Source organism: Trichocoleus sp. DQ-U1 (assembly GCF_039961925.1).
GTDB lineage: Bacteria > Cyanobacteriota > Cyanobacteriia > Cyanobacteriales > FACHB-T130 > FACHB-T130.
Genome location: NZ_JAMPKB010000121.1, coordinates 1 through 11,684, shown reverse-complemented (window position 1 = coordinate 11,684; position 11,684 = coordinate 1). Strand labels below are relative to the sequence as shown.

Annotated in this window: 10 protein-coding genes and 1 pseudogene; 5 read left to right on the top strand and 6 right to left on the bottom strand. The window is 46.6% G+C overall.

All coding sequences use genetic code 11. The features are described from left to right. The 4 genes and pseudogenes from NDI34_RS26360 to NDI34_RS26345 form a co-directional block, all read left to right on the top strand. Positions 1 to 106, top strand: a pseudogene (locus NDI34_RS26360) (IS630 family transposase); the annotation flags it as partial. Between the two features lie 193 nt (positions 107 to 299). Then, positions 300 to 620, top strand: a complete 321-nt coding sequence (gene grxC / locus NDI34_RS26355) for a glutaredoxin 3 (protein WP_190985905.1) — start codon at positions 300 to 302, stop codon at positions 618 to 620. Between the two features lie 53 nt (positions 621 to 673). Beyond that, on the top strand, positions 674 to 1,183 hold the full coding sequence (gene tadA, locus NDI34_RS26350; protein ID WP_190985904.1) for a tRNA adenosine(34) deaminase TadA: 510 nt from the start codon (positions 674 to 676) through the stop codon (positions 1,181 to 1,183). A gap of 151 nt (positions 1,184 to 1,334) precedes the next feature. Continuing rightward, the gene (locus tag NDI34_RS26345; protein WP_190985903.1) at positions 1,335 to 2,117 is read left to right on the top strand and encodes a 1-acyl-sn-glycerol-3-phosphate acyltransferase; all 783 of its coding nucleotides are present in this window, start codon (positions 1,335 to 1,337) and stop codon (positions 2,115 to 2,117) included. A gap of 162 nt (positions 2,118 to 2,279) precedes the next feature. On the opposite strand, the gene NDI34_RS26340 is transcribed toward NDI34_RS26345, so the two are convergent. From NDI34_RS26340 to NDI34_RS26325, 4 genes are all read right to left on the bottom strand, one after another. Beyond that, a complete protein-coding gene (locus NDI34_RS26340; RefSeq protein WP_348234306.1) occupies positions 2,280 to 4,385 on the bottom strand; it encodes a S8 family serine peptidase in 2,106 nt (701 codons plus the stop codon). A 192-nt stretch (positions 4,386 to 4,577) separates the two neighbouring features. Beyond that, positions 4,578 to 6,872, bottom strand: a complete 2,295-nt coding sequence (locus NDI34_RS26335) for a GAF domain-containing protein (protein ID WP_348234305.1) — start codon at positions 6,870 to 6,872, stop codon at positions 4,578 to 4,580. Further along, positions 6,869 to 9,505 carry a response regulator gene (locus NDI34_RS26330; RefSeq protein ID WP_348234304.1) on the bottom strand — a complete coding sequence of 879 codons (2,637 nt, stop codon included), beginning with the start codon at positions 9,503 to 9,505 and terminating at the stop codon, positions 6,869 to 6,871. The genes NDI34_RS26335 and NDI34_RS26330 overlap by 4 nt, the downstream gene beginning before the upstream one ends. A gap of 107 nt (positions 9,506 to 9,612) precedes the next feature. After that, the gene (locus tag NDI34_RS26325; protein ID WP_348234303.1) at positions 9,613 to 9,888 is read right to left on the bottom strand and encodes a hypothetical protein; all 276 of its coding nucleotides are present in this window, start codon (positions 9,886 to 9,888) and stop codon (positions 9,613 to 9,615) included. A 113-nt stretch (positions 9,889 to 10,001) separates the two neighbouring features. Between NDI34_RS26325 and NDI34_RS26320 the strand changes: the two genes are divergently transcribed. Beyond that, positions 10,002 to 10,583, top strand: a complete 582-nt coding sequence (locus NDI34_RS26320) for a Uma2 family endonuclease (protein ID WP_348234302.1) — start codon at positions 10,002 to 10,004, stop codon at positions 10,581 to 10,583. 136 nt (positions 10,584 to 10,719) lie between these two features. On the opposite strand, the gene NDI34_RS26315 is transcribed toward NDI34_RS26320, so the two are convergent. Both NDI34_RS26315 and NDI34_RS26310 read right to left on the bottom strand, forming a co-directional pair. Further along, on the bottom strand, positions 10,720 to 11,469 hold the full coding sequence (locus NDI34_RS26315; protein WP_190985898.1) for a hypothetical protein: 750 nt from the start codon (positions 11,467 to 11,469) through the stop codon (positions 10,720 to 10,722). A gap of 27 nt (positions 11,470 to 11,496) precedes the next feature. Next, the coding region (locus NDI34_RS26310; RefSeq protein ID WP_348232469.1) for a transposase at positions 11,497 to 11,684 on the bottom strand (188 nt) is incomplete at its 5' end.

The following is an 11,684-nucleotide window of genomic DNA, read 5'->3' as shown; positions in this document are numbered from 1 at the left end:
TGAATGGATAGAGATAGAGGCTTATCGGGACTGGAAAAGTTTAGTAAAGTATGTCAAAAATGTGCTAAAAAAAGTCGGAACCGAATATGTAATTAATTTTGCTTAAGCACTTAATTAATAAAATTAATTTTTTAGTTTGCTAAACTTATTAATATATTGTAGTTGTTGTCTTGTTTGAAAAAACGATCTAGTTTAAACAGAGGTACTCAGCCCTGGGCTTGGTAAATTAAACGAAGGCGCATTGCTGAATGCCAACAGCTAAACACATATCCAAATCTAGAAAATTTAAAAATCCTAAAATGTTTGACTTTCTTAATCCAATCCTAGGGCGTCATCCAGAACGTAACAAAGCCAACGTTGAAATCTATACTTGGCAAACTTGCCCCTTTTGTATCAGAGCCAAGATGTTGCTCTGGTGGAAGGGCGTCAACTTTACTGAGTATAAAATTGATGGTGATGAGGCAGCCAGAGCAAAGATGGCTGAACGTGCCAACGGGCGTCGAAGCGTGCCGCAGATTTTTATCAATGAGCAGCACATTGGTGGGAGCGATGACCTCTATCAATTGAATACAGGCGGACAATTAGACCCCCTACTGGCTCAACCCACCGTTCAAGGCTAGAATCAGCCAACACAGGTGAATTTCGTTTGTATAGTCGGTACGGGCACAAGCGCATGGCTATTGAGATTCCGCCACCGGAAATTGAGGACTCTGCTTACCTAGTTCACCGACAATGGATGATTCAAGCGCTGGAACTTGCCGAGAAGGCGGGTGATGCTGGGGAAGTGCCAGTGGGAGCAGTAATTGTGAGTGCAGATGGTAACTTGATTGCAGAGGGTGAAAATCGCAAAGAACGTGACAAAGACCCGACTGCCCACGCCGAAATTTTAGCTCTTAGAGCTGCTGGGCAAGCAATGCAGGACTGGCACCTTAACGAATGCACGCTCTACGTCACCTTAGAACCTTGCCCCATGTGCGCTGGTGCGATCGCGCTAGCACGTCTGCGACTTCTCGTTTACAGTGTGGACGATCCAAAAACTGGCGCGATTCGTACCGTTGCCAATATTCCAGATAGCGCTTGCTCTAACCACCGCTTGCCGGTCATAAGTGGTATCTTAGAGTCTGCCTGCCGCCAACATCTGCAATCTTGGTTTGCCCAACGGCGCTTAAAAAGTCAAAAGTAAAAAGGCAAAAGGCAAAACAAAAAAATTGCTCTTATTTATGTTTACTTTTACTCTGCTAATGACAGCATGAGAACTGTCCTTCTACTACAAGACAGATGCCGTAATCATACATAAGCTGGAATTATGGATGCTGTGAGAAGTTTTATTCGTGATGACTCAGCCCGACCCCTCTGAACAAACGATAGAGACACCAAAACCTGTCAAGGTAGTTCCTATTACTTCCCGTGTTTTACCTTGGCTAGCTTCCTTAGGCTATAAGGTGACAAAATATCTTGTCATTCCCTTTTACTTTGGTAAAGCCGAAGTCACCGGACAAGAAAATATCCCCGCTACCGGGCCGGTAATCCTAGCTCCTACCCATCGCTCTCGCTGGGATGCGTTTGTCGTGCCTCATGCGGCTGGACAACCTGTGACGGGTCGTGACCTGCGGTTTATGGTGTCAGCGGATGAAATGAAAGGGTGGCAAGGCTGGTTTATCAGCCGCATGGGAGGGTTCCCAGTAGATACCCGAAATCCGGGAGTTGGCACTTTTCGTCATGGCGTCGAAGTTCTCCGCCAGGGAGAAGTGCTGGTCATCTTCCCGGAAGGCGGCATCTACCAGGATACGCAAGTTCACCCCCTCAAGACGGGTTTGGCGCGCATTGCCTTGCAAGTGGAATCTAGCCAACCAGAATTGGATGTCAAAATTGTGCCGATTAGCGTCCGTTACGGCAGCCCAGTGCCGCATTGGGGCTGCGGTATAAAAGTTAACATTGGTGAGCCGATCTCAGTCGCGAATTATTGCAGCAATACGCCAAAACAAAGTGCGAAAAAACTAACCGCCGATTTAGAAGCGGTGCTTAAACAGATAGATGGATGCGAAGTAGAAGAGGCGGATACGCTCTCTACTGCTCCCCCTTTAAATGAAGTATCGGGCGCTCAGTCATCGTTTTAACCTTTCTATAGAAATTCTCATTCATTCGCAAACAAGAGCTTTTAGGGAATCAGTAATGGGAGACGGCTCATTACTCACGACCATTACCGCTATTTCTATATATCCAGCAATATACTCTGATTGCCGATAAAAGACTGAGTAGGGGCACAGCAGTGCCCCTACTCAGATGCCCAAGGTTAATTCCCAGCTGTTCAAAGTTCCTGTATCCATCTGGGCATAATCCACGACCCACAACTGCCAGATGCCTGCTACGGGTTTGTTGAGAAGTTGCTGGAGTGCGGGTGTATTTTGCAGCGTGTAGGTGGCTTGCAATTGAGTTGTAGAACCCAGAGTGCGACCTTGCAACAGCACCGTAATTCCGTTAGGACTCCTCACGCTAACTTCGATATCCCCCAAAAACTGGTGTTGAATGTTGACGCTGACTTGGATATCTCGTAAAGGACTGGCGTAAGTTACGTTAATTGCGCTGGTAACGCCTTGGGAGTTGTAGTCGGGAATGGGGACGAGGTTGTCGTTGCGTCCGTGCAAGGCTTGGGAGGCTTGGGAGGGTTGGACGCGCTGCTGTTGAGCAGCTTGAACAGCTTTAAAAGCATTGACTTTGCCATAGCCGAACCACTGAGAGAAACCGTTTGCATCGTAACTGCCCAATCGAAAAGTCAATTGGGGGTCGGGGTCGGGGTCAACGACTTTGTCAGCGGTTTGTTGCAGAATTTGCCTAACTTCTGTTGCAGTTAAATCGGGATTAGCTGACAGAATGAGGGCAGCGACGCCTGCGACAACGGGACAAGCACTAGAGGTTCCGCCAAAGTCACTGGTGAAGTTGCTGCTGTCGTAGCCAGCGACTCCGAGTCGGTCAGTGGTAAAGATGCCCAATCCAGGCAGCAATGCTCTGACTTCGGGGGCGGTACTGACATAGCCGGTTTGTTCAAACCACATTCCCGGCGGGGCATTGTTGCTGGGGGCACAGACAGAGACGTTGGTTCCCCAGTTACTGTAGGCAGATTTTTTGTTGAGGCTGGTACAAGCGGAAACTGCGATCGCATCTGGATGAACGGTGAAACCACCTAGCCACTGGGTAGGACCTTTTAACAGGTTATTAGGCCATCCCTGCTCGTTAATCGTGCCACTGATGGGACGATTTGCATTCCCGGCAGCAAAGACGATGACACATCCTTTACCGTCTCGTCCTTGGGTCGCGGCACGAGTTAGGGCGGCGCGTTGCCGCAGGGACAGGGGAAAGTAGACGGCTGCTGGCCCCCAGCTACAGGAAATGACCGCAGCACCGTTGTTGGTAGCCCAGTCAAAGAGTTGTTCGATGGTTTCGTCATCTAGATAGCCGGTGGTGCGGAGGGGCATCAGGGCACAGCCTGGGGCAACTCCCACAATGCCGGTGCCGGTTTCTTCTGCAACTGCAACCCCAGCACAGGCAGTTCCGTGGTTTTCATTGTCGTCTCCAGGTAGTGGCAAGAAGTCTTGTTCTTTGAAGTCTTTAGGAGCAACAATTTTGCCGGTTCCCTGAAAATCTGGGTGGTTGAGGTCAAAGCCATCATCTGCCACTGCGACAACGATGGAACGGATGCCTTTGGTTATATCCCAGGCTTTCTCAACCGAAATGTGAGAACCGGCTGCTATCTGAGATCCGCCAAGGTTGTTGAGATACCATTGCTTGGGATAGAGGGAATCTTTGGGTCGGTAGTGCTTTTCTTGTCGAACAACGATATTGGGTTCGGCGGTAAGTACCTCTTTTCGCCCCATTAAGCGGTTGGCAATTTTAATGGGATTTTCCCGTGCTTGCGGACTGACCTCGAAGACGAAGGTGTTGGGAATACCGCTAACGGGTCGCAGCAATTGTAAGCCAAATAAGGATGCGATCGCTCTTTGGGTTTCTTCATCCACCGATGGGGCAAACTGAATAGTCACCTGATCCGTTAGGTAAACTAACGTTTGCGGATTCTCTTTAAGTTTATAGACATGACTGGCAAAGGCGACATCCTCAGATTCTCTTGCCGCCTGCATGGCTTCGTCTCGCTGGGATGGGTCAACAATGAATTCTTGTAGGGGAGGAGTCATCCCGCTTCTACCGGGGATTTCCTGGTGTGCTTGGGCGGGAATCGTTTGCGCCAACTCCTCAGATGCAGCGTCGGGGGTAGCGGGGCGAACCGTGAAGCGATCGCTCACTTTCTCCAATGCCAGTTCTTCACCCCCCCGCTGTAAAATACGACCGACGCTTTCTTCTGGCACACTACCCGCAGATTGGTCATTGCTCATTGGTAAACAGCTAAGTTTTAACTTTTTATTTTTATTCTTTATAGCAATTCTATTCTTTTTGTAGCATCATAGTTTCTCTTGATTCTTCTTTTCTGTTTTATCAATATTGTATTTTTAATCCCAATGGAATTTTTAGATTTCTTGACAATTATTGCAAATTACTTTATTGTCTGCTAACAAGTTTTACTAAAATCAAAAAATCGGTAGTTCAACTAAAAAACAGGTGATTTTAGATTCGCTTTCCACTTTAATTGTTCCTCCTAAATAAGCTACCATTTTTTGAACCAATGCCAGTCCTAGACCAGTTCCGCCATGCTTCCACGGGTCATTACTTGGAATGCGGTAGAACTTATCAAAGATTCGGGGAATTTCATCTGTAGGAATTTCGATTCCAGAATTAGTCACTTCGAGCTGAAGCTTTTCTGATTTAGCATGGACAGCTACCTTAATTTTTTCTCCTTGCGGAGTATATTTACAAGCATTATTCAGCAGCTCGGTGAGGATGCGTGCTAAACAGAATGGATCGGAGATTAGAATCGGCAGTTCTTCGGGAATCTCTACTTGTAAGATTTGCTTGTGTTTGTGGGTTCGCTGTTCAAAAGGTTCTACGATATGGGGAATCCAGTCTTGTAGATGAATCGCTGTTTTTTCTAAAGGATGCGCCTCTGCATTGAGTTGCTGTAAGTGGAGTAGATCGTTAATCAGATTAATCTCTCGGTCACACTCATTATTTAACAGCTCAAAATAGCAATAACCTGGGTGTCTCTCCGCACTTTTATTAGCGATTTCATCCCGCCAATTGCAGGTTTCTTCCATAATCACTTCCAACATCTGAATTGCCATTTTCATGTTGGATACGGGGGTGCGTAACTCATGAGAAACCGTACTCAAAAAATCATCTTTGAGAAAATTGAGTTTTTCTAATTCCTCAACTTGAGCCAGCGAAGCTTGGTAAAGTCGGGCTTGGCGAATTGCGATCGCGCATTGATTAGCAACCTGCTGTAATAAGCGAATCTCTAGTTCGTTAAAAATATATTCCCGATCGTTTAATAACCACAGATCGCCCAAAACCCCTTGGTCATCAAAAATCGGACAAGCTAAAACTGAAAATTCACCGGAAACCGGCTGAATTGGGTTAGGGCCTATTTTGCAAAATTGTAAATGCTTTCCTTGCAATAGTTGGGAGTAAATCGCCGGATTACTTGCCATTTGGATTTCGCTTCCCTCAGATGAAGGCATGGAAAGCGTGTACTCATAGCAAACCGTGGAAGTAGCCCCATTAATGTCATACAACGCCGTATCGCAGTATGTAACTCCCAGCACTTGTGCTAATTCTTGCACGGCTGTTTGCAAAATTTGGCTCTCATCAAGGCTGTCACGCACTTTATCAGTAATTCGTTTGAGCATCGCTTCAAATTTGAGAGCTTGCTGCAACTGGCTGGTGCGTTCCTGTACCTGGTGTTCGAGGTTTGTGTTGAGCCGCTGCACCTGTTGGTAAAGTTCAGATTGTTGAATCGCGATCGCTACCTGAATTGCCAACGAACTGAGGAAATCAATCTCCCACGGTTGCCAGTGCCGAGGTTGCGAACAGTGATGAGCAATCAACAGCCCCCACAACTGAGTGCTATCTGTCCTAAGGGCTATTTGGGGACTGAGCGAAGATTCCTCCCGGCTCCCCGGTTCCCTTTCCTCAGCCCTGTTTTGCAGGATGGGCACCACCAAATTAGCTTTGACTTGAAACTGAGACACTAAATCGATGTAACACTGTTTCAAGCCAGCGTTGTAAATATCCTCCGTAGCTCGGATACGACCCTGTTTGTAGGGCTTGACATAGTTTTCAGCAAAGCACGGATCTACAATGGTTTTCCCTAAAATAGGAGTCCAGCGCTCATCTACAGATTCCACCTCCACGATGCCATTCCAATCTGGATTGAAGCGATAAATCACCACTCGATCGGTCTGAAGAAATTGCCGCACCTCGCTGGCTGTAGTATTAAGAATTTCCTCTAGATTCAGAGATTGGCGGATGCGCTCCAGCATCGCTCCCATTAGCCGTTGTCGCTGATTTTGCTGTCGTAATTCTTCCGCTGCTCGACTCGCTTGGAGGAGACGACGCATCCGTTGGCGCAGCACTGCCCAGTGAACCGGCTTAGTCACGTAATCGGTAGCACCTGCCTCAAACGCCTGATTGACAGATTCTCGGTCATCAAGACTGGTAATGATTAAAACAGGTGTGCGATCGCCTTGAGGAAGTGATTTTAACTGGCGACAACAACTAAAGCCATCCAGAATCGGCATCAACGCATCTAGCAACACAATATCTGGATGTAGGCTTACGTAAGCAGCTAAGCCTTCCTCTCCATCACTTGCCTCTGCCACTGTGTAGCCTTCGTGTTCAATCATGGCGCGCAGCTGCATCCGCGTGAATTTGTCATCGTCAACAATCAGGACGAGGTAGGAATCTGGTTCGGTGCAAGTAATATTCATTGCTGACTTGATTGTGCTTCCATCTGCAAAGCCGTTTTCACTTTTTCATACTCTGTTTCAATCTGTACAACAATTTTGGATGCACCCGCAATTTCTCCAGTCCGGCTCATCGCTTCTAACTGTTTACACAAAGTAGCCAGTTGTACTGCACCAAGAGCGGCACTGCTGGCTTTCAAAGTATGAGATGCTTGCCTGAGCGCGATCGCATCTTGGTTACTCACTGCTGTCTCCATTGCTTGCAGCAGTTTGGGAGCATCTTCTAAATAGCAATGAATCAATTGAGTTAATAAATTTGAGGCTTTCCCTCCCACTGTTTTAGCAAATGCTTCCAGGATCTTCGCATCAATAGGAGTACTGAATGATAATGTTACATCGCTACCCTGTCCGCACTCAGTATTCAGTGAAGTAGTGGCTTCGCCCTCTCTTTTTTTGTCTCCCCCAATCCCCGACTTCCCTGCACCTCTGTATCCCTGCACCTCAGTGCCCCTGTACCTCAGCAAAGCCTGAACTAACTCTTCCTTGCGGAGCGGCTTGCTGATATAGTCGTCCATGCCAGCTTCCAGACACGTTTCGCGATCGCCTTGCATGACATTCGCCGTCATGGCAATAATCCAAGGTTTTGCGCTCCCATCGGTTGCCAATTCTTTTTGGCAGATGTTACGACTCGTCTCTAAACCGTCCATTTCTGGCATCTGCACATCCAGCAGCAGCAGATCGTAGGGTTGACCCCGCAAAGATTCCAGCACTTCTAACCCATTGTTAACAACATCGGCTCGATATCCCAACTGTTGAAGTATGTGCAAAGCAACCTTCTGGTTCACCCGATTATCTTCGGCGACAAGAATTCGGAGGGGAAGACTTTCGGCAAAGGGGAGCTGAAACTCAGGGAAAGTAAAGGGTGCGTGATGCACCTTGATCGGCTCTCGTACCAACAGATCGCTCAAGGTATTGTAAAGCTGAGATTGTTTAATCGGCTTATTCAGGAAGGTTGCAAATTTTACTCGATCTAACTGTTTCCCCCCCGGTTCCTTGCCATACGTTGTCAACATCACCACGGGTAATGCTTGAGCGTTCGGGAAGGAGCGAATTTCTGTCGCTAGGCTCAAGGCGTCCATCCCTAAAATTTGCCTATCGAGAATCACCATATCAAAACGCTCTCCTTGCCGAAGCCAGTTTAACGCCTGGGCACCCGATTCAGTTGCCTTCGGCATCATTCCCCAAGATTGCGTTTGCAAAATCAAAATCTGGCGGCTAGTAACGTTGGCATCCACAATTAATAGCCGTTTTCCAGCTAACTGCGGCTGGACAGCATCGAGTTCAACAAGTGGACAGCCAGGAAAATCTCGGACGACGATCGTGAAATAAAAGGTGGAGCCGCGTCCCACTTCGCTTTCAACCCACATCTGACCCGCCATCATTTCACTCAAGCGTTTGCTAATCACCAGTCCCAAGCCGGTTCCCCCATATTGACGGGCGGTAGAGGCATCAACCTGGCTAAACGACTTAAATAAACGATTGATTCGGTCTGAAGGAATCCCAATTCCGGTATCTTTGACGGAAAATTGGATTTCGTAATAGGTTTTAGGGAATGAATCAGGGGCAATGGATGATTGGTTTTCTTGCCGGTGACTAATTGCTGACTCCTGATTAACCATTACTTCTGTTGCTGTTACAGAAACCACGACTTCTCCAGCAGAAGTAAATTTAATTGCATTACTTAGCAAGTTCACCAGAATTTGGCGCAGTCTGATTTCATCTCCTAGCACGATGCTAGGTGTTCCTGTCTCAATTCGGTAAGCAAGTTCTAAGCCTTTTTCAAAAGCATGGGGAGCGAGTAAATCTAAGGCAGCTTCAATGCAATCTAACAAGTTTAAAGGTTGTTCTTCTAATTCCAGCTTGCCAGACTCGATTTTTGAAAAGTCGAGAATGTCATTAATAATTTTCAGTAAGGAATCGCCACTGCTACTGATGATCTCGACAAACTTTCGTTGCTGGAACGTTAGTTCTGTATCCAATAGCAAGCTTGCCATTCCAATAACTCCGTTCATCGGAGTGCGGATTTCATGGCTCATCATCGCCAGAAATTCGCTTTTAGATCGCGTTGCTTCCAGTGCTGCCATCCGTAGGGCAACTTCAGCTTGTACGGCTTTTTGAGCGGAGAGTCGCAGTTCCAATTCATCAATGACGATGGCGGCTAGGTCTTTGAGAGTTGCCTTTTCTGCTTCGGTCACTTGACGGGGTTGATAGTCGATTACACAAATAGTGCCTAAGTTGAAACCATCGCGTGTCTGCAAGGGAGCCGCCGCGTAAAAGCGAAGTCCAAATTCCCCAGCTACTAAGGAATTTACAAACGTGCGGGGGTCTACTTTGGCATCCAGAACGGTGTAAACGTCTTCTTGCAAAATCGCACTGGCACACAGTCCGGGTTCGCGTCCAATTTGCTGAACTTCTAGCCCATGATGGGATTTAAACCAGATCCGGTCGTGGTCAACGATGCTAATAATGGAAATCGGGACATTAAAAAACCGGGCAGCTAGAGCTGTAATTCGGTCGAAGGCTCCATCTGGAGGTGTGTCAAGAATGTCGTAGCGACGCACGGCGGCGAGTCGGTCAGCTTCGTTATCGGGAATCATTGTTATATCAACTATCAATGGATTGTCTGGCTGACATACCTGGAGGTAGACACCACTTTCATCCTTCTCTACATTCTTGCGGTTATGTCAATTTATAATTTTTGTTTTTAGAATTGCTCGGAAACTAGCAACCCAGCCCATGCTAATTCCTGTTTGAGGGCTTTAAGTTGCTGTTGCTCCACAAGTAGCGCGTCTGAGCCTAGCGTTAAATTGCAGGGGGGTTGGAATGTTGCGCGAGTAGAGATCGCTTTAAAAACGACTACATTGGGACACCACAGTACAACTACTTTAGCAAGTTCCACAATCGCTATTTTCCCCTTCTCTGCCCAGGGGAGTAAAGGATAAATAAAGTGTGTTTCCGGGTATACAACCGTCAGTAACAAAAGAGCGATCGCTCTTTTGTTGTGCCAACCGAATCTGAAGCCAAGTTCGGCAATGCTTTGTTAAAGTTGGTTACAGCTTGCCGAAATAGCCACTCGTTCTAAAAAACTATCCAATGACTATTAGCAAAAACTTCTACATCTCAAAAGAAGATTACCTAGAGGGAGAGCGAGTCAGTCCTATCAAACATGAGTATAGGCGAGGGCAAGTCTATGCAACGGTAGGGGCAAAGAAGCCTCATATTATTATTGCTAGCAACCTAGTAAGAATATTGGGCAATCACCTCAATAATAGTCCTTGCCTTGTTCTCTCCTCGGATATCAAAGTTAGGCTAGAGTCAGCAGACTGCTATTATTATCCCGATGTTGCAGTAACTTGCGATGAACAGGATACAAACTCTACAGATGACTTCATCCTCTATCCCATTTTGGTCATTGAAGTGCTATCTCCCTCAACAGCAGCTTTTGACAGAGGAGAGAAATTTGCTGACTATCAAACGTCGCCATCTTTACGAGAATATGCGTTAATTCATCAATCTCAGATGAGTGTCGAGTGTTTTCGCCTTTCCGACTCAGGCGATTGGGTTTCTCAAATCTACCACCAAGGAGATGAAGTTTACTTTGCAAGTATCGATTTTCGCTGCGATATTGCCTCCATCTATCAAAAAGTCCCTGGACTTCAAAATGCTGATTCGTGAACATGAGAGCGATCGCTCTTTGGTCGTGCCAACGGCATCGGAAACCAAGTTCCACAATACTTTGCTGAAGTGGGTTACAGCTTACTGAAATAGCTGCGGGAGCGATCGCACCGCTCGATTTTCTGTAGCAAAAGGACTAAACCAATTTGAGTACTACATTATTAACTAAATCGCTTATGAAATCCTCAGCTTGAAGCTGTGAAATCACTTCGCTTGAGGGATGAGCAGCCATATTACGACGTCTTAACTTTTCCTGCAATATTTTCTGAAGGTTGCCAGAAATAATTTTTGCAGATTTACAAATCTCAATCACATCAAACTCCTTCAATTCGCTGAAGTCATCTCTCGTTGCTATCGGTGTAATGTGGCGCTTTGGATATTTGATTGGAAGTTGCATATTGAAAGCTGTCAGGTGCAACTTCAGCACATAATTACATAAGTGATCAAACGCTAAATTCCAAGACATGACGATTGCTGCACGGAAAGCTCCACAGCGAAAACAAGCAATCGCTTCCTGAAGAAAAACTTGTTCCGCCAGATCGGATACTTTGTCAGGCAAGTCCAGCAAAAGCTGCTCAACTTGAATGGCAGTTTGGCGTTGACCATACTCCAGTTCAAATTTTTCTCTGACTTGCCGAACTAAATAATAACCCCGCTTATCTTGAACAACCTCCTTGGGCTTTCTATCTCGTAACTGTGCGAGATATGGGCTAACATTAGACGGCTTATCCAGATAAAGCTCGTCATAGCAAGCTCTAAGGTCGGCTTGGTTAAAGCGCTCCTGATTGCGATAGGAGTGTATATACCAAGCAAAAAAGCAGATTTTCTGAGCGTGAGACCATACGCTAAAGTCCGTGATACTGCTTACAATGTCTTGTAACTGCACAGCGAGCTATAGCAATCGCCAAGGTAATTAGGACGACAAGCATAAGACATGCTCGATTGCATCTCGCAAACAATTAAACTGGTCGAGTTGTTTGCGGATGCGGCTCTTGAGCCAAGACCAGCAGTTCTCAATTTTGTTGAGGTCGGGGGAGTAAGGTGGTAAATACCAAAGTTGAGCACCAGCCGCTCGAATCAACTGCTCAATCCGCCCGCCCT

What these genes read in the sequence shown, in the direction of transcription:
- grxC (WP_190985905.1), top strand. Translation starts at nt 300, where the DNA reads ATGTTTGACTTTCTTAATCCAATCCTAGGGCGTCATCCAGAACGTAAC.
- tadA (WP_190985904.1), top strand. Translation starts at nt 674, where the DNA reads ATGGCTATTGAGATTCCGCCACCGGAAATTGAGGACTCTGCTTACCTA.
- NDI34_RS26345 (WP_190985903.1), top strand. Translation starts at nt 1,335, where the DNA reads ATGACTCAGCCCGACCCCTCTGAACAAACGATAGAGACACCAAAACCT.
- NDI34_RS26340 (WP_348234306.1), bottom strand. Translation starts at nt 4,385, where the DNA reads ATGAGCAATGACCAATCTGCGGGTAGTGTGCCAGAAGAAAGCGTCGGT.
- NDI34_RS26335 (WP_348234305.1), bottom strand. Translation starts at nt 6,872, where the DNA reads ATGAATATTACTTGCACCGAACCAGATTCCTACCTCGTCCTGATTGTT.
- NDI34_RS26330 (WP_348234304.1), bottom strand. Translation starts at nt 9,505, where the DNA reads ATGATTCCCGATAACGAAGCTGACCGACTCGCCGCCGTGCGTCGCTAC.
- NDI34_RS26320 (WP_348234302.1), top strand. Translation starts at nt 10,002, where the DNA reads ATGACTATTAGCAAAAACTTCTACATCTCAAAAGAAGATTACCTAGAG.